The sequence below is a fragment of the Oryzomonas sagensis genome (assembly GCF_008802355.1).
Classification (GTDB): Bacteria; Desulfobacterota; Desulfuromonadia; order Geobacterales; family Pseudopelobacteraceae; genus Oryzomonas; species Oryzomonas sagensis.
The window spans coordinates 824,455-840,905 of sequence record NZ_VZRA01000001.1 but is presented as its reverse complement, the minus strand read 5'-3'; the positions used below and the strand labels follow the sequence as shown (position 1 = coordinate 840,905).

Annotated in this window: 17 protein-coding genes and 1 other annotated feature; of the genes, 12 read left to right on the top strand and 5 right to left on the bottom strand. The window is 61.2% G+C overall.

The window, feature by feature from the left end; all coding sequences use genetic code 11:
• Positions 1 to 18 precede the first annotated feature (18 nt).
• Positions 19 to 1,416: an aspartate ammonia-lyase gene (locus F6V30_RS03830; protein ID WP_151155161.1), complete on the top strand. Its 1,398-nt coding sequence runs from the start codon at positions 19 to 21 to the stop codon at positions 1,414 to 1,416.
• A gap of 140 nt (positions 1,417 to 1,556) precedes the next feature.
• Positions 1,557 to 1,778, top strand: coding sequence for a NifU family protein (locus F6V30_RS03825; RefSeq protein ID WP_151155160.1), 222 nt, complete (start codon positions 1,557 to 1,559; stop codon positions 1,776 to 1,778).
• Positions 1,779 to 1,857: 79 nt separating this feature from the next.
• On the opposite strand, the gene F6V30_RS03820 is transcribed toward F6V30_RS03825, so the two are convergent.
• Entirely contained in the window at positions 1,858 to 2,748 is an 891-nt protein-coding gene (locus tag F6V30_RS03820) for a DMT family transporter (RefSeq protein ID WP_151155159.1), read from the bottom strand.
• 211 nt (positions 2,749 to 2,959) lie between these two features.
• On the opposite strand from F6V30_RS03820, the gene F6V30_RS03815 reads away from it, so the two are divergent.
• From F6V30_RS03815 to F6V30_RS03800, 4 genes are read left to right on the top strand one after another with little or no spacing between them, the layout of a single operon-like run.
• Complete coding sequence (locus tag F6V30_RS03815) at positions 2,960 to 3,835, top strand: branched-chain amino acid ABC transporter permease (protein ID WP_151155158.1); 876 nt, start codon at positions 2,960 to 2,962, stop codon at positions 3,833 to 3,835.
• A gap of 2 nt (positions 3,836 to 3,837) precedes the next feature.
• Entirely contained in the window at positions 3,838 to 4,752 is a 915-nt protein-coding gene (locus tag F6V30_RS03810; protein ID WP_151155157.1) for a branched-chain amino acid ABC transporter permease, read from the top strand.
• Entirely contained in the window at positions 4,752 to 5,522 is a 771-nt protein-coding gene (locus F6V30_RS03805) for an ABC transporter ATP-binding protein (RefSeq protein WP_151155156.1), read from the top strand. The genes F6V30_RS03810 and F6V30_RS03805 overlap by 1 nt, the downstream gene beginning before the upstream one ends.
• Positions 5,522 to 6,226 carry an ABC transporter ATP-binding protein gene (locus F6V30_RS03800; RefSeq protein WP_151155155.1) on the top strand — a complete coding sequence of 235 codons (705 nt, stop codon included), beginning with the start codon at positions 5,522 to 5,524 and terminating at the stop codon, positions 6,224 to 6,226. Before F6V30_RS03805 ends, F6V30_RS03800 begins: the two co-directional genes overlap by 1 nt.
• Positions 6,227 to 6,336: 110 nt before the next feature.
• On the opposite strand, the gene F6V30_RS03795 is transcribed toward F6V30_RS03800, so the two are convergent.
• Together F6V30_RS03795 and F6V30_RS03790 are read right to left on the bottom strand one after the other, a co-directional pair.
• Positions 6,337 to 6,714, bottom strand: a complete 378-nt coding sequence (locus tag F6V30_RS03795) for a type II toxin-antitoxin system VapC family toxin (protein ID WP_151155154.1) — start codon at positions 6,712 to 6,714, stop codon at positions 6,337 to 6,339.
• The gene (locus F6V30_RS03790) at positions 6,704 to 6,913 is read right to left on the bottom strand and encodes a DUF2281 domain-containing protein (RefSeq protein ID WP_151155153.1); all 210 of its coding nucleotides are present in this window, start codon (positions 6,911 to 6,913) and stop codon (positions 6,704 to 6,706) included. The genes F6V30_RS03795 and F6V30_RS03790 overlap by 11 nt, the downstream gene beginning before the upstream one ends.
• A gap of 464 nt (positions 6,914 to 7,377) precedes the next feature.
• Here F6V30_RS03790 and F6V30_RS03785 point away from each other — a divergent pair, with 464 nt between their 5' ends.
• Positions 7,378 to 7,950: a putative Ig domain-containing protein gene (locus tag F6V30_RS03785; RefSeq protein ID WP_191965567.1), complete on the top strand. Its 573-nt coding sequence runs from the start codon at positions 7,378 to 7,380 to the stop codon at positions 7,948 to 7,950.
• 191 nt (positions 7,951 to 8,141) lie between these two features.
• Here F6V30_RS03785 and F6V30_RS03780 read toward each other — a convergent pair whose 3' ends face one another.
• Together F6V30_RS03780 and F6V30_RS03775 are read right to left on the bottom strand one after the other, a co-directional pair.
• Positions 8,142 to 8,762 (bottom strand): FMN-dependent NADH-azoreductase, encoded by a 621-nt coding sequence (locus F6V30_RS03780; protein WP_151155151.1) that lies wholly within the window; start codon positions 8,760 to 8,762, stop codon positions 8,142 to 8,144.
• Positions 8,763 to 8,803: 41 nt separating this feature from the next.
• The gene (locus tag F6V30_RS03775; RefSeq protein ID WP_151155150.1) at positions 8,804 to 9,232 is read right to left on the bottom strand and encodes a nuclear transport factor 2 family protein; all 429 of its coding nucleotides are present in this window, start codon (positions 9,230 to 9,232) and stop codon (positions 8,804 to 8,806) included.
• A 124-nt stretch (positions 9,233 to 9,356) separates the two neighbouring features.
• On the opposite strand from F6V30_RS03775, the gene F6V30_RS03770 reads away from it, so the two are divergent.
• The 5 genes from F6V30_RS03770 (at position 9,357) to F6V30_RS03750 (ending at position 16,430) form a co-directional block, all read left to right on the top strand.
• Positions 9,357 to 9,761, top strand: a complete 405-nt coding sequence (locus F6V30_RS03770) for a winged helix-turn-helix transcriptional regulator (protein ID WP_151155149.1) — start codon at positions 9,357 to 9,359, stop codon at positions 9,759 to 9,761.
• A gap of 180 nt (positions 9,762 to 9,941) precedes the next feature.
• Positions 9,942 to 10,171 (top strand) — a binding site (T-box leader).
• A gap of 156 nt (positions 10,172 to 10,327) precedes the next feature.
• Positions 10,328 to 11,893 (top strand): 2-isopropylmalate synthase, encoded by a 1,566-nt coding sequence (locus tag F6V30_RS03765; protein WP_151155148.1) that lies wholly within the window; start codon positions 10,328 to 10,330, stop codon positions 11,891 to 11,893.
• Positions 11,894 to 12,074: 181 nt separating this feature from the next.
• Positions 12,075 to 13,391 (top strand): hypothetical protein, encoded by a 1,317-nt coding sequence (locus tag F6V30_RS03760; protein ID WP_151155147.1) that lies wholly within the window; start codon positions 12,075 to 12,077, stop codon positions 13,389 to 13,391.
• Positions 13,388 to 13,864, top strand: a complete 477-nt coding sequence (locus tag F6V30_RS03755) for a cytochrome C (RefSeq protein ID WP_246163175.1) — start codon at positions 13,388 to 13,390, stop codon at positions 13,862 to 13,864. The genes F6V30_RS03760 and F6V30_RS03755 overlap by 4 nt, the downstream gene beginning before the upstream one ends.
• Before the next feature lie 10 nt (positions 13,865 to 13,874).
• Positions 13,875 to 16,430: a hypothetical protein gene (locus F6V30_RS03750; protein ID WP_151155146.1), complete on the top strand. Its 2,556-nt coding sequence runs from the start codon at positions 13,875 to 13,877 to the stop codon at positions 16,428 to 16,430.
• Positions 16,431 to 16,451 lie beyond the last annotated feature (21 nt).

The window sequence follows — 16,451 nt, the reverse complement described above, 5'->3', positions numbered from 1 at the left end:
GTGAAAGGGGGTGCACCTATGACCACACGCAAGGAAAAAGACACCCTCGGTGAGATGGAAATCCCCGCCGAGGCGTATTACGGTGCCCAGACGGCACGGGCGGTGCGCAACTTCCCCATCTCCGGCCTGAAGCCCCATCCCGCCTTTGTGTGGGCCACGGTGGCCATCAAGAGGGCGGCGGCCAAGGCCAACATGGCCGGCGGCAGGCTCCCCGCCGAGATCGGCACCGCCATCGTGGCGGCGGCCGACGAGGCGTTGGCGGGCGCATTCGACGCACAGTTCGTGGTCGACCCCTTCCAGGCGGGGGCCGGCACCTCCCACAACATGAACATCAACGAGGTCCTGGCCAACCGGGCCCTGGAACTTCTGGGGCGGCAGCGGGGCGATTTCTCCACCCTGCACCCCAACGACCACGTCAACATGGCCCAGTCCACCAACGACGTGATCCCCACCGCCATCCGCCTGGCTTCGCTCAGGATGCTCGACCCGCTGCTGGAGGTACTGGAGGGGCTGGAGAGGGCCCTGGCCGACAAGGCACGGGAGTTCGACCCGATCCTCAAATCGGGGCGCACCCATCTCCAGGATGCGGTGCCGATCCGCCTGGGGCAGGAGTTCGGCGCCTATGCCGAGGCCGTGCGCCGGAGCCGCGAGGGGGTGGAGGGCTGCCTTCCGGCGCTTCTGGAACTGGGCATCGGCGGCACCGCCGTGGGCACCGGCCTGAACGCCGAACCGGACTACCGCACACGCATGGTGGCGGAGTTGGCCGCTGCAACCGGTTTTCCGGTCATTGCCAGCGCTAACCTGTTCGAGGCCATGCAGAACATGGAGCCCTTCCTGGCCCTCTCGGCGGCCCTGCGCGGGACGGCGGTCGCCGTCGGCCGCATCGCCAACGACCTGCGCCTCCTCGCCTCCGGGCCGCGCACGGGGCTGGACGAGATCCGCCTGCCGGCGGTCCAGCCCGGCTCCTCGATCATGCCGGGGAAGATCAACCCCTCCATGGCCGAGATGGTCAACATGGTCTGCTTCCAGGTGATCGGGTGCGACCAGGCGGTCATGTTGGCGGCCCAGGCCGGGCAGTTGGAATTGAACGTGATGATGCCGCTGATCGCCTACAATGTGCTGTTCGCCATGGAGCTGCTCACAAACGGCGTGCGCAAATTCACCGAATCGTGCATACTGGGGATAGAGGCCAACGCGGAACGCTGCCGCCGGTATCTGGAGGATTCGCTGGGGCTGGTGACGGTGCTGGCCCCGTACATCGGTTACAATGCGGCGGCGGACGTGGCCAAGGAATCGGTGGCGACCGGCACGTCCATCCGGCAGATCGTGCTGGAACGCGGCCTGATGCCGGAGGCGGAGCTGGAAGCGGTCATGAAGCCGGAACACCTGACCGAACCGGGGCTGCCGTTGCGGTGATACCACTGAGAGCAGGGGAACACAGGGCTGATAAACGGTTTTACAGGGATATGCAGGACAAAGGCACCGCTATCCTGCCTCCCTGGCGATTCGGTTTTCACGACTTTGTGTCATTACACATACCAAAAAGGAGAACAGCGATGAAAGCAGAAGTCGAAAAGGTACTTGACATGGTGCGGCCCGGCCTGCAGGCCGATGGCGGCGATGTGGAACTGGTGGAGGTGACCGACGACGGCGTCGTCAAGGTGCGTCTGAAAGGTGCCTGCGGCAGTTGCCCCATGTCCACCATGACCCTCAAGATGGGCATCGAGCGGGCCGTGAAGGAGCAGGTCCCCGGCGTCAAGGAAGTGCAGCAGGTCTAAGTTTACCGACCATGGCTCGCACTGCGGGGGAAACGGCAGACCGTTTCCCCCGCAGTGCGTTGAAAGCGCCGAAGAGGGGTCAGGCCCGGCGCCAGGAAACGATCAGCACCGCCAGCAGAATCACCCCGCCCCCGGCAAAGAACGACAGCGACAGATGCTCCCCCAGCACCAGCCACCCCAGGAGCGCCCCCACCACCGGCTGCAGAAAGAAGAAGACCGAGCCGGAGCCGGCCTCCACCAGACTCATCCCCTTGTTCCAGAGATAGAAGGCCCCTGCGGTGGAAACGACCCCCAGGTAGAGCACCGCCCCCCAGAGCACCGGATTACCCAGCCCGCTGACCGGCAGGAAGCGCCATTCGATGACCATGGCCGGGGTCGTCATCACGGTGGCCCAGAAGATGGCCCCGGTGGTGATGACCAGGGGGGACAGGCTGGCCGAGAATTTCCGGGCCAGGACCGACAGGAGCGCCCAGGTGACGGCGGCGCCGATCAGGGCCAGATTGCCGGCCAGTACCCGGCTGCCGGTGGCGGTGGCGTCCCACCCCACGACGATGATGACCCCGATGCTCGCCAGCAGCACCGAGAACAGCTTGCGGCGGGTCAGGCGCTCCCCCAGCATGAGCCAGGCCAAGAGCAGGATAAAGACCGGGCTGGCGGAGGTGAGGATCGCCCCGTTGTGGGCCGAGGAAAGGCGCGTCCCGATGAACTGCAGGCCGACCGAGATGAAGTAGCCCACAAAGCCTACGGCGATGAAGGCGCGGTGGTCGCTGCGGGTCAGCGGGGCGGTCTGCCGGCGCGCGGCCAGCGGATAGAGTGTGATAAAGGCGGTGACATACCGCAGCCAGAGCAGGGTGAAGGGGGGGATGAAATCGAGGGTATACTTGCTGACCACGTACATGCCGCCCCAGATGGAGGCCGCCGCGGCCAGGGCGCAGTACCCGCGCATGGTCTGACGTTCGCTTGTATGCATGCTGTCCTTTTTCCGCTGGCGAGAGGTGATCCTGCCGAAGAGTATTCACGTCTATACCACACAATTTTTCCCTTAAATCAAACAAAATGTAACGGATCGCACAATTCGCTTGCAGGCGTACTGTTTACCGTGATAAAAAACAGTGCTTTTTTTCTTTGTAAAAGGCACCTATTTTCATACACTTTTACGCATAAACACGGGACACCCCACTATGTTTCTGCAACAACTCATCAACGGCATCGCCCTGGGCTCCACCTACGCCCTGATCGCCCTGGGCTATACCATGGTGTACGGCATCATCGCCCTGATCAATTTCGCCCACGGCGAGATCTTCATGGCCGGGGCGTTCGTCGGCCTCCTCATGGTGGGCGTCTTCAAGCTCAATATCTTCCTGGCCATGGCCTGCGCCATGATCTTCTGCATGGTCATGGGGGTCGTCATCGAGTTCATCGCCTACCGCCCCCTGCGCAAGTCGTCCCGGCTCTCGGCGTTCATCTCCGCCATCGGCGTCTCCACCTTCCTCTCCTCCCTGGCCCTGATGGTCTTCGGCGCCAACGCCAAGGGGTTCCCCGACCAGGCATTCCCCTCGCACCAGATCAGCATCGGAGACGCGGACATTTCGACCCTGCAACTCCTGATCATCGGCGTGTCGGCGGTGCTGATGATCGGCCTGGAGTTCATCGTCCAGAAGACCAAGGTCGGCAAGGCCATGCGGGCCACCTCCGAAGACTACAACACCGCGGCCCTCATGGGGGTCAACGTCAACTTCGTCATATCCTTCACCTTTGCCTTAGGCTCGGCCCTGGCCGCCGCCGGCGGCGTCCTGGTGGGGATGCTCTTTAACGCCGTCTCCTTCAACATGGGCTTGATGGCCGGCCTGAAAGCCTTTGCCGCCGCCGTCCTGGGGGGCATCGGTTCCATACCGGGGGCCATGTTGGGCGGCCTCCTCCTGGGCGTGACCGAGGTGTTCGGGGTTGCCATCGGCTACTCCTCCTACCGCGACGCCATCGCCTTCGCCATTCTCGTATTGGTGCTGCTGGTCCGGCCTACCGGCCTTTTGGGCCGCAAGATCCTGAAGAAGGTCTGAATATGCTGTACGGCTTTGTCAATTCCATCGACCCCTATTTCCTGCAGATCCTGGTCAACATCGGCATCGGCATCACCCTGGCGCTGGGTCTCAACATCATCACCGGCCTGACCGGCCAGCTCTCCCTCGGCCATGCCGCCTTCATGAGCGTCGGCGCCTTCGCGGGTGCGCTCCTGACCCTCAAGACCGGTTCCCCCTTCTACCTTACCCTGGTCCTGAGCGGCCTCTTCACCGCCGCCGTGGCAGCCCTCATCGGCTGGCCGATCCTGCGGCTGACCGGCGACTACCTGGCCATCTGCACCCTGGGTTTTGCCGAAATCGTCAAGGTGGTCTTCCTCAACCTGGAGATCACCAACAAGGCCCTGGGTCTGACCGTCCCCCCCCCGCAGACCGCATTGCCCATGCCGGTGATCGTACTGATCGTCGCCATTTTGACCATCATCGCCTCGACCTTCATCCAGAACTCGCGCTTCGGCCGGGCCCTCAAGGCGATCCGGGACGACGAAATCGCGGCGGAATCCATGGGCATCAACATCGCCCGCTACAAGATCCAGGCCTTTGCGGTCAGCGCCTTCATGGCCGGGACCGGCGGCTGTCTCTACGCCCACTTCCTGGGGTACATCAACCCGTCCGACTTCGGCTTTCTCAAGTCCGTGGACATGCTCAGCATGGTCGTCCTGGGGGGCCTGGGAAGCATCCCCGGCGCGGTCTTCGGCGCCTCGCTCCTCTCCGCGGCCCCCGAGGTCCTGCGCTTCATGTCCCAGTACCGCATGCTGGTCTACGGCGCCCTCATGGTCTTTCTCATGGTCTTCCGCCCCAACGGGCTGCTGGGGGGCGTCAACTTCACCGACCTGGTGCTGCGCAAGCTGGGGGTGAGGCCGCGCGGCGCGGTCCGCACCTTGGAGGAGAAACACTGATGGCGCTGCTCAAACTCGATAACGCCACCATCCGTTTCGGTGGCCTGGTTGCGGTCAACAGCGTCAACCTGGATGTGGAAGAGGGGGAGATCATGGCCCTGATCGGCCCCAACGGCGCCGGCAAGAGCACCATCTTCAACCTCATCACCGGCATCTATCCCCCCACGGAAGGGGGCATCAGCTTCAAGGGCAAAAGCATCGCCGGCATGCCCCCCCACATCATTGCAGGCGGGGGAATCGGCCGCACCTTCCAGAACATCCGCCTGTTCAACGAACTCACCGTCCTGGAAAACGTGCTGATCGGCGCCCATACCCGGGGAAGCTGGAACCTGACCGGCGCGCTGCTCAAACTGCTCCCCCCGGTGCGCCGGGAAGAGGGGCGTCTTTTGGAGTTGGCCATCCGCTGCCTCTCCCAGGTAGACCTGGCCCACAAGGCCTACGAGCAGGCCTGCAACCTCCCCTACGGCGAACAGCGCCGCCTGGAGATCGCCCGGGCCCTGGCCATCGAACCGGCCCTGCTCCTCTTGGACGAGCCGGCCGCCGGCATGAACCCCCAGGAGAAGCAGACCCTTCTGGAGATGGTGCGCAACATCCGCGCCTCCGGCGTGACCGTTTTTCTGGTGGAGCACGACATGAAATTCGTCATGGGGCTCTCGGACCGCATCGCGGTCCTGGATTACGGCGTCAAGATCGCCGACGGCAAGCCCGAGGAGGTCCGGGCCAACCCGGCCGTCATCGAGGCCTACCTGGGGAAAGGAGCCACCCACTGATGCTGTCGGTCGAGAACCTTTCCGTCAACTACGGCGCCATCCGCGCCCTGCACGACGTCTCCTGCCGCGTGGAGCAGGGGGAGATCGTGGCCCTCATCGGCGCCAACGGCGCCGGCAAGACCACCATATTGAACACCATCTCCGGCATCGTCCCCTCCATGGGCGGCGTCATCGCCTTCGAAGGGACGGAGATCACCCGCATGGCCCCGCACCTGATCGTGCGCAAGGGAATCTGCCAGGTCCCGGAGGGACGCCGGGTCTTCGCCCGCATGAGCGTGCAGGAAAACCTGGAGATGGGCGGCTTCATCCTCTCCGGCAAGCAGGAGGTCGCCCGGGGGATTGAGCGGGCCTTCACCCTGTTCCCCCGCCTGGCCGAACGCCGCAAGCAGCCGGCCCGCACCCTCTCCGGCGGCGAACAGCAGATGCTGGCCATGGGGCGGGCGCTTATGTCCAACCCGCGCCTGCTGCTGTTGGACGAGCCCTCCATGGGGCTGGCCCCCATGCTGGTGGAGAAGATCTTCGAGATCGTGGTGGAGATCAACAAATCCGGCACCACCATCATGCTGGTGGAGCAGAACGCCTCCATGGCCCTCTCCATCGCCCACCGCGCCTACGTGCTGGAAACCGGCGAGGTGGTCCTGTCCGGCGACGCCGGGGAGCTGGCCCGCAACCCGGAGGTCAGGAAGGCCTATCTGGGGGAATAACCGCCCCTTGCATACACCTATAGCGACGCCCTACCGGGATACCGGCGGGGCGTTTTTTGTTTGTAGTGTGTCCCCCCCGTCGGGGGAGGGTTAGGGAGGGGGAAGAGGGATCAACAGCTTTGAACCGTAAGGGATGCAATGCCGGAAAAATGAGAGTCGTTTGTGATGATAATGGCTTTGCGACAAAGAGCGGTCGCGCCAATAATTGCATCGGGAAGTTTCAGTCGATGCTGTGTGCGCAATGTCAAGGCACTGTCCGCGAGTTCGTCATTATGGACAAGCGGAACTATCTCGATCCTTGAGCAAAATCGCTTGAAACTTTTCCGATCATTAAGTGTCAAGCCATCGAAAGCGAGAAATTCGAGGTAGGTAACAACCGAAATGCCGACATACTCCGCTGCTTCAAGCCGGGTAGCCAGTTCTCGGTTGCCGTTCAAAAGCGATACAACGGCATTGGTGTCGAGCACATAGCGTAGTTTACCACTCATCCCGCAGACTCCGTTGAGCAGCTACAGCATCCCCCTTCCAGGCCATGGTGCCGCACAGATCGCTGAAACGATAGGATGCCGCAGGTTTTTTCGCGCCTGCCTGCCGGGTAAGCAAAAACTGGACAAAATCCCGCACCTCGCGACGCTGAGGAGCAGGAAGTTCGGAAAGATCAAGCAGATCGGTTGCGGAACGTGGCATGATCACCCTCCTTGTTTTCGGTGATTTTACGTTAGCATAGAGACCTGATGATGACAAGTTACTGTTTCGGCCTTAAAACGACGGCGGTCCACGAAAAGCACGAACGGCACGAACAAAGCCGGTTGATTATGGGTACAAGCGGCTTGCCTTTCTGGTGAGTGGTCAAAGTTCCCACTTCATCCCGGTTGTTTGTTTCGTTCGTGCTTTTCGTGTCTTTCGTGGACAGATGGTGTTTGGGGTTCGACGCTTGCTTGGGAGGGCGTGATTCAAAATGATACAAGGAGGGGCTCCCGAAGGCGGTTCGAGGGCCTTTTTTTGTGTGATGACAGGGAGTTGGGGAGAGAGGCGGGGAGTGTTAATTTTTTTTAACATTTTCAGGAGAGTGGTAATTATTTTAACATACTGATTTTACAATTGAAATGTGCATCTAGACGGAGTAAAAGGACATATATTCTCATGAGTTTTTGGACGTCACGGCCTTGAATATTGATTTGGGAGTTGTTTTGTTCATGAAATCTTTTCTTGTAGGCGTTGTAATCCTGATGTGCGCGGGATGCGGAGGCACCAACGTAGAGATTGATACAAAAACGTTGCCGGCCGCGACCGTGGGGACCGCTTATTATCAAATACTTATAAGCAACAATGGCGAGAACCCTTATACTTGGTCAATATCAGACGGCGGTCTACCAAACGGCTTAACCCTCAGCGCAAAGGGAGAGATATTAGGAACCCCCACTACTGCCGGCACCAGCACCTTTACGGTCGAAGTCTCCGATTCCTCCAATCCCGTCACAACGTGCAAGCAAACTCTGACTATCCAAGTTTCCCTGGCGACACTCGCTGCCGGGCAATCAATTACTCTGACAACCAGCGGCGAGACAATTTTGGTCCCCTCTGGAACAATCATCAGGACAACAGGCGGTAGTACCGTAACGGTAAACGGAGATCAAAACGCCATCAACACATCCGTTGGTTCCATAGTGTCTGCTCCAACCAGCGCCACCGGTCCGGCTGACAATACTGTTATTGTCAAGTGAATTACTTGCGGCTTTAACAATGACATTCCACGTTTTACAGGACTGTTCGCAGGAGGCTTAAGGGGCAGGGCTCCAAAACTCAAATTTTGAGGACTGGACCCTGCAATAACGCCCCCACCTCACAACCGGACTCTTCAAACAAACAAAGCCCCTCCGATTCAGAGGGGCTTTGCTGTGAGCCACGATATGCATCATGCCTCGGCGAGGGCGAGTTCGCTGATGGCTCGCTCCGCATTCGGAATGGCCGCGGCGACGAGAGGCGGAACATTCAGGCCTTCGACCCGAACGGTCTGCACATCCTCGATGCCGATGAACTTGAGTATTTGGCGCAAATAGGGGTCCACGTAATCCCACGGTTTCCACGGGCCGTCGGTAAAGACCCCTCCCGAAGCGATCACCAGGATGGCCTTTTTCCCCCTGGCCAGCCCTTCCACCCCCGCCTCTGCGTACCGGAAGGTTCTTCCGGGACGCACCACAAGGTCTATCCACGCCTTGAGCAGCGAAGGGATGCCGAAATTCCACATGGGCGTCGCAATGACCACCAGGTCCGACGCCAGAAGCTCCGCGGTCAGTTTGTCGGACAGACGGGCCGCCTCGCGATTCTCTTCGACCTCTTTTGCATCTTGCGACGTGATCGCCTTCAGGGTGCTGCCATCCAGATGGGGCAGATGATCTTCCGCCAGATCGCGGTAGACATACTGCGCGTCCGGGAATTCTTTGCGCAGTCTCGCATCCAGTTTTTGAGCGATCGTCCGGCTGGCGGATTCACTGCCTCGGGGGCTTGCGGAGACAACAAGGATTTGCTTGGTCATGATGTTCTTCCTTTCAGGTGATGACGATGTAAGGGGGACTATCAGTTGCCGCCAAGGGCCTGCCATGCGGCGAGGGAGTCCATGTAGTCCCTCCAGCGGACAATTTTCCGGTCCCGTATGGTGACGATGGAGACAAACCGGTTGTCATAGGCGGCGCCGGTTCTCAGGATCGTGCCGTGAACCTGGTATTCCAGCACAACGACGCCCTGCTCCCGGTCATGATGCACGGCAAGGTTGTCGCCCTTGTGGACCTTGATGTTGTCGCCATAGCCGGAATACGCGGCTATCAGATTTTCCCGCCCGTGAATCTTCTCCGGCCAACCGGGGAAACGGTAGAGAAACTCGAATTCGGCATCGTCGGCAATGGTGTCGAAGTAATGGTCGCCATCGACCAGACCGTGCAATCCTTCCATCACCACGGCAAAGAAGGGGTTGAGCGCTTCGTGGTGGGGGTATTTGTCCTTGGGCATGGACCGGCTCCTTTCGTTACGTGCTTTTCTTATGTCGCCTCCTGATCTATAGTCGATTATATATCGGTCGTTGCAGGATGGTAAGTACGCACCTCAAAATAGGTAGCAGACAGGAACGTAAGCTATGAAAAGCGCCAATAAAACCCAGGGGTTGGACCCCGCGTACGTGTGTGGCCACAAAGACCCTCTGGCTGTCCGGGAACTGCTGACCAAGGTCGGCGACAAGTGGACGATCTTTTTGATCCTGGCCCTTGCCAAGATTCACGGCAATCGCGCCCGCTTTTCCGAGCTGGAAAAATCGATCCCGCATATCTCCCAGAGAATGCTGACGGTAACGTTGCGGAATCTGGAACGGGACGGGCTGGTAATAAGGGAGTTGTTCCCGGAGGTCCCGCCGCGCGTCGAATACGAACTCACAGACCTTGGCAAGAGTCTGCTGCGCCCGATGGAAGTGCTTTTCGACTGGGTTTCCGGGAATTGGGAAGCCGTGAGGAGGTCCCAATCCGCGTTTGATACGAAGAAGTCATGATGTATTAGCAATTACGGGGACATGCATGTGCCGTCTTCGGGGCTGTCACCCCGGTGCGGCAGATTGAGGTAGTGCCAACCCACCAGTCTTAAACATTTTGTTTGGCATTATCAAATCCACCCCGCCAAAAATAAAACATCTTGACTTTGCCGAATTGTTGCTCTTATGATGGCCCATATTCGAAAGGCAACGAAGAGGAGTAGTAGTCGTTTCAGGCTTCCCAGAGAGCCGGTGGTTGGTGCGAACCGGTAAGCGTGATCGATGAACTCGCCTCAGAGCCGCTTCGGTGAACCTCCGGCTAGCCGAAGCCGTCCTCCCGCGTCAAGGGTGAATCGAGGCCTGACACAGATCGTCGTGTCGGGTGAAAAGGGTGGTACCGCGAATGTGCTTACAAAGCCTTCGCCCCTGTTTGGGGCGGAGGCTTTTTTTATTTTCCATCACCATACCACGACGCCGGAATTCTCCCTCCGGCAGAGCGAAAGCGCCGAAAAGGGGATATACTTGCCCCAGGGCTTTCGACGAACGAACGGCGTTCGTGTACAACCAGGAAAGGAGCGTAGCGAGACATGGCAAAGGCACCGACGAAAAAACAGAAGCAGGACGACCGGCAACTGATCAGGATTTTTGACACCACGCTGCGGGACGGCGAACAGGCCCCCGGCAACAGCATGAATATCGAAGAAAAACTGCGGGTGGCAAAACAGCTCCAGAAGATGAACGTGGACGTGATCGAGGCCGGATTCCCCATTGCTTCCGAAGGCGATTTCGAGGCGGTCAAGCTGGTGGCCCAACAGATCAAGGGACCCCAGATCGCCGGTCTGTGCCGCGCGGGCGACAAGGATATCGACCGGGCCTGGGAGGCGCTGAAACACGCCGGCGACAAGGGGCGCATCCACACCTTCATCGCCACCTCCGACATCCACATGCAGTACAAGCTGAAGATGGAGCCGGCCAAGGTGCTGGCGGCGGCCATCAAGGCGGTGAAAAGGGCCGCTTCCTATACCCCCAACGTGGAGTTCTCCTGCGAGGACGCCACCCGGACGCGGCTGCCGTTTCTGGCCGAGGTGGTGGAGGCGGTCATCGACGCCGGCGCCACCACGGTCAATATCCCGGATACGGTCGGCTACACCATCCCCTTCGAGTACTTCAACATCATCACCTACCTGAAGGAGCATGTGAAAAACATCGACCGCGCCATCATCTCAGTCCACTGCCACAACGACCTGGGGCTGTCCGTGGCCAATTCCATCGCCGCCGTGCAGGCGGGCGCCCGCCAGGTGGAGTGCACCATCAACGGCATCGGCGAACGGGCCGGCAACTGCTCCCTGGAGGAATTCATCATGGCGCTGCGCACGCGCCACGACATCCTCCCCTTTACCACCAACGTGGCGACCGAACAGCTCACCCCGGCCAGCCGCCTCCTGTCCAACATCACCGGCATCGGGGTCCAGCCCAACAAGGCGATCGTGGGGGCCAACGCCTTTGCCCACGAGGCGGGCATCCACCAGCACGGCATGATGATGGACAAGTCCACCTACGAGATCATGACGCCGGAATCGGTGGGGCTTTCCGCCAGCGCCCTGGTGCTGGGCAAGCACTCGGGACGCCACGCCTTCAAGCAACGCCTGGAGGAGTTGGGCCACGACCTGGACGACGACCGGCTCAACCGGGCCTTTGAGCGCTTCAAGGCCTTGGCGGACCTGAAGAAGGAGGTCTTCGACGAAGACCTGGACGCCATCGTGATGGAAGAGTCCCGCGAGGACGTGAAGTACCGGCTGGGGCACATCACCGTCACCTGCGGCTCCTTTGCCGTGGCCACCGCCACGGTGCAGCTGGAGATCGACGGCGAGCCGGTGCGCACCGCCGAACTGGGCGACGGCCCGGTGGATGCCACCCTCAAGGCCATCAAGAAACTGACCAAGACCAAGGCCAAGCTGGTGCAATACAACGTGGGCGCCATCACCAGCGGCACCGACGCCCAGGGCGAGGTCACCGTGCGTGTGGCCGAAGGGAACAACGTCGTGGTGGGCAAGGGCTCCTCCACCGATATCATCGAGGCCTCGGCCAAGGCCTACGTTCATGCGCTCAACAGGCTGAATTTACGGCAGAAGCGCCTCAAGGAAACCGTCTGACCCAGTCTCCCCTCCCTTCCTTCCACAAAAAGCCGGACCATAGAGTCCGGCTTTTTCCACGCCGCACATTGGACAAATAAGATTGCAAATATCCGTTTAGTTGCTATTTCAAAAATCTATGATATAGGTTTAAGCTATTAATTTAACGGCGTTCTTATTTTAAAAGCACGGGAGCATGCCCATGAAAAGAGCTCTTTGCCGCCTGCTATCTGCCGTTTCCCTCCTGCCCCTCCCCGCTGCCGCTTCGGCGGCCGAAACCGCCGTCGACGCCACCACCATCTTCCGCTTTGAACAGCGCGATATTTCGGGGGCGTCCAAACAGGACCTCATGCCCGCCACCCAGTTCCTGGGCCTGGATGTGGAAAAGCTGGCCGACGGCAACCTCTCCCTGCATTTTTCCGGCTGGGGGCGCGCCGACCTGGCCGACAAAAGCTACAACAACGACAGGGTGGACGGCAGCTTCACCTACGGGTACCTCCAGTACCGCTTCAAGGAGGCCAACGCCAACGTCCGCCTCGGCCGCCTCTTCGTGCACGAGGGAATCGTGAACGAGCAGGTGGACGGCATCAGCGCCCGCACCGACCTGCCCTTGGGCTTCGGCCTGTCGGCCTTCGGCGGGGCCACCGTGCATACCAAACACCTGTACGGGGAGAAGAGCGACGGCAAGGGGGATTCCATCATCGGCGGCCGGGGCAGCTACCGCTACCGGGGGCTGCTGGAACTGGGGGCCTCCGTGGTCTACGAGGACAACGCCCCCAGGCTGGTCAATTACGCCACCACCACCCACCGCCTGGTGGGGGGCGACATCTGGCTGAGCCCCGTCCGCATGGTGGAGATCATGGGGCACAGCAGCTACAATACCGAGACCAGGACCCTGGCCGAGCACAGCTACCTCATCAACCTCACGCCGGTGCGCAGCCTGGTCGCCACGGCGGAATTCAACGAACAGCGGGACCGCAGCTACCTCTCCGCCTGGGCCATGTTCTCCGGCGCCGCCCTCAACCCCTCCGACAAATCCCGTTCCCTGGGGGGGAGTGTCTCCTATGACGTCGCCAAAAACGCAGGGCTGTCCGCGGATTACAAACACTACACCCGCGAAGTGGGCAATGCCGACCGCTACGGCGTCACCGGCCGCCTCAGCTTCCTGAACAACGCCGTCCGAACCGGCCTGGGCTACCACTACCTGCGCGCCGGGTCCGGTTTCGCCATCGGCACGAACCCCAGCGCTTCCTACCACGAGCTGCACGCCTTTGCCCTGTACGACTCCGCCGGCATTTTCGCCGCCCTGGACGGCATCGACTACATCTTCAAGGACAAGGTCTACAACGAGAAGAGCGCCTGGGAGGGGACCGCGTCCCTGGGGTATCACATCACGCCGGCCCTGGCCCTTTCCGGCGACGTGAGCTACGGCCGCAACCCCCAGTTTACCGAAGAGACCAAGGGGCTCGTCCGCCTGACCTACACCACGACCTTTGACCGCAAGGGAGGAAAAAAATGAGAATCGTGCACCGGATGCTTCCCGCGGCGTTCCTGGCCGGGTTGATCCTGCTCCTGGCGGCCTGCGCCCAGATGCAGGAACTCCCCAGCCTCCCCGCATCCCACCCCGAGGCGTTGGCCATAGGCCAACAGGCGGACTGTTCGGAGTGCCATGACGACCAGGCCAAGGGGACCCTGAAGGCCCTCACCGCCTTCAGCCATACCCCGGCGTTCGTGAAAAACCACCGTTTCTACGCCGCCTCGGACGACCGCCTCTGCGCCGTCTGCCACAAGAGTTCCTTCTGCAACGACTGCCATACCAACAAGGTGGAGATGAAGCCGTCCTACAAATTCGGCTATCGCCCCGACCGGGAGATGCCCCACCGCGGTGATTTTCTGACGCTCCACAAGATCGAAGGCAAGCTCGACCCGGCCAGTTGCTACCGCTGCCACGGGCGGGCCAACAACGAACGCTGCGTGGCCTGTCACAGATAGGAGTTAAACCATGATCTCATTTCGGTGCAGCTTGATATTGTTTGTTTTTTTTATTGTACTCGGATGCAGCAAGAGCAACGATAAGGCGGGAATCCTTGATGCGACCGGCAAACATCCGGCCAACTGGATTCAGAACCATGCCTCGTTTTTCCGGCAGACCGCCGGAGCGGCCGACAGTCAAGCGGCCGCCCAAACAACAAGCTGCGCCGAATGCCATGGCAGCGACCTTAAGGGCGGTATCGCCAAGGTAAGCTGTTTCAGCCAAGGCTTTGGCGCCACGACCTGCCACTTCCATCCGGCAGGCTATGCCAATCCCCAGATCCATGGCGCTGCCGCCAAGTCTGCTCCCACCTTTTCCAGCGGTCTCGACAGTTGCCGCGGTTGCCACGGCAGCGGCTATGTGGGCGGCCTGCTATCGTCGGTTTCCTGCTTTACCTGCCACGGAGTAAGCGCCCCCCATGCCAAAAATTGGGCGACCAGTACCACGAGTAATCATTCCACGACCAACTCAAACAACGCGGCGGCCTGCTACCAGTGCCACGCGGGCGGTAGATTCCTTACGAACCTTCCCATGCCCCCCGCCCCGGCCGCCGGGGCGCAACCCGACTGTTTCAACAACACTCTCTGCCATGCCGGACTTCACCCTGCCGGTTGGATCGCTCCCGCTCAGCACGGCGCGGCGGCCAAATCGCAACCAGGTACCGGCGCCGGTTTCAACAACTGCCAAAACTGTCACGGCACTGATTTCAGGGGCGGATCTTCAGGCGTCAGCTGTTTCTCGGCCAATTCCCAGAACGGCAGTTGCCACCTGCGCAACGGCTCTCCGGTGAATGCCCCCCACGCGGCGCTCCCTTGGCATGCAACTTCGCCCAGTCCGACCCACACTACCACGGTCGATGATGCCTTGGGCTTGAATGCCGCCGTCTGCGCCCAATGCCATCTCAAGGGCGCCAATCTCAGCACGCCGATACTTACCACCTATGCAACCGGTACTCCCAGTTGCTTCAACAGCACCCTATGCCACGGTTCCATGGGGCATCCGGCCGGTTGGGCCGATCCGGCCCAGCATGGGGCGACCGCCAAGGCCAACCTGACCTTCTGCCAGACCTGTCACGCCAACAACCCGACCGGCGGCCCCGGCACCAATCCACGCTTCAATGCCGTGCTGGGCCGGTTGACGTCAGGCTGCGAAACGTGCCACGAGCCCAATACGGCCCACCCGCCGGTCTTTCAGATTCCAGCGGCCTTTGGCATCACCAGTCCCGATCCCCTCGGCACCCCATGGTTCCGTCACCGGACCGCCACCAATTTCGACGCATGCAATCGCTGCCATGGCGCGACTCTGACCGGTGGTGTCGGTCCAAAGTGCCAGAGCTGCCATGTGGGCGCCTTGCCGACGGCTACCATTTCCAGCGCGGATCCGTGCAGTTCCTGCCACTCCCAGCCCCCCAGCGGCACGACGTATCCGAACATCAATCGCGTCCACAGCAGCCATACCGCCCTGAACGTTCCCACCGGCGGACTGTGCACCGAATGTCATTCCGGTCTCGGCTCCGGTACGCTCGACCATTTCCTGCGGGCCAAAAATATTGAACTGGGAACCGCCACCAGCACCCAAGCCGGTGCGGTCGTATTCGGCGGCGTTCTCAGCACCGCCAACGGTGCAACGCCGGCCTTCACCATGGCAACATTCACCTGCGCCAACACCTATTGTCACGGCAGTACCATGGCCAGCAACATAAGCAACCCTCCTGGCTCAAGAATAGCAATCCCGGCGTGGAACGCCCCGTTTCTGGGGGTCGCCAGTGTTGTCGGCAACGGCAGTACCACACCCGGTTCAGGTGATTGTTCCACATGCCACGGCTATCCTCCGATGGTTGCGCCGCACTCCGGTGTAACCGCCACCCAGTGCATCACCTGCCACCCCCACGTCAACAGCAGCGGCACCGGTTTCACCGACGCCACCAAGCACATCAACGGCGTTGTTGATGCCACGGGAGCCCACACCGTCCCCTACCTGACCCATAACGCCTCGGCCGCGGCCTCCTGCCTGGCGGCCAACGGCGGCTGCCACAGCACCGGCACGGCCGCCTCCCCCTATCCGGCCGCCACCGGCGTACCGCCGGACTGCATGGCGTGCCACACCCTGGCCGATCCCCTGGGCACCGGCAACGGCCTGGGCAACTGCAAATCGTGCCACGGCACCGGCGGCACCGGCACGCTGGCCGCCCCGACCGGCACCACCTGGCCCAACATCCGCGGCACCAACACGAATGCCCGCCATCCGAGCCATCAGGGGGCGAGCTGCGGTTACTGCCACCCCAATGTGGACACCACCGGCAGGTTCACCGGCACCGTCGCCGCGGGCACCGTCGCCGCCGGTTCCGGCGCCGGGGTGAACCACGGCCCCAACAAGACCATGACCAGCGGCACCAGCCAGACGAACGTAGTCAACACCGCCGCCGGCATCGTGCCCAAGACGCCGCGCGGCACCGGCGCCACCTGCACCCACGGCAGCCTGGCCGTCAGCGGATGCCACAGCGGGCCGGGCGTTCAGACGTGGTAACGGCGTAATACACCACCCATA

Coding starts and splice junctions, on each gene's coding strand:
- F6V30_RS03795 (WP_151155154.1), bottom strand. CDS start 6,714: ATGAGTGGTAAACTACGCTATGTGCTCGACACCAATGCCGTTGTATCG.
- F6V30_RS03770 (WP_151155149.1), top strand. CDS start 9,357: ATGAAAAGCGCCAATAAAACCCAGGGGTTGGACCCCGCGTACGTGTGT.
- F6V30_RS03800 (WP_151155155.1), top strand. CDS start 5,522: ATGCTGTCGGTCGAGAACCTTTCCGTCAACTACGGCGCCATCCGCGCC.
- F6V30_RS03760 (WP_151155147.1), top strand. CDS start 12,075: ATGAAAAGAGCTCTTTGCCGCCTGCTATCTGCCGTTTCCCTCCTGCCC.
- F6V30_RS03780 (WP_151155151.1), bottom strand. CDS start 8,762: ATGACCAAGCAAATCCTTGTTGTCTCCGCAAGCCCCCGAGGCAGTGAA.
- F6V30_RS03755 (WP_246163175.1), top strand. CDS start 13,388: ATGAGAATCGTGCACCGGATGCTTCCCGCGGCGTTCCTGGCCGGGTTG.
- F6V30_RS03815 (WP_151155158.1), top strand. CDS start 2,960: ATGTTTCTGCAACAACTCATCAACGGCATCGCCCTGGGCTCCACCTAC.
- F6V30_RS03805 (WP_151155156.1), top strand. CDS start 4,752: ATGGCGCTGCTCAAACTCGATAACGCCACCATCCGTTTCGGTGGCCTG.
- F6V30_RS03820 (WP_151155159.1), bottom strand. CDS start 2,748: ATGCATACAAGCGAACGTCAGACCATGCGCGGGTACTGCGCCCTGGCC.
- F6V30_RS03790 (WP_151155153.1), bottom strand. CDS start 6,913: ATGCCACGTTCCGCAACCGATCTGCTTGATCTTTCCGAACTTCCTGCT.
- F6V30_RS03825 (WP_151155160.1), top strand. CDS start 1,557: ATGAAAGCAGAAGTCGAAAAGGTACTTGACATGGTGCGGCCCGGCCTG.
- F6V30_RS03750 (WP_151155146.1), top strand. CDS start 13,875: ATGATCTCATTTCGGTGCAGCTTGATATTGTTTGTTTTTTTTATTGTA.
- F6V30_RS03830 (WP_151155161.1), top strand. CDS start 19: ATGACCACACGCAAGGAAAAAGACACCCTCGGTGAGATGGAAATCCCC.
- F6V30_RS03765 (WP_151155148.1), top strand. CDS start 10,328: ATGGCAAAGGCACCGACGAAAAAACAGAAGCAGGACGACCGGCAACTG.
- F6V30_RS03775 (WP_151155150.1), bottom strand. CDS start 9,232: ATGCCCAAGGACAAATACCCCCACCACGAAGCGCTCAACCCCTTCTTT.
- F6V30_RS03810 (WP_151155157.1), top strand. CDS start 3,838: ATGCTGTACGGCTTTGTCAATTCCATCGACCCCTATTTCCTGCAGATC.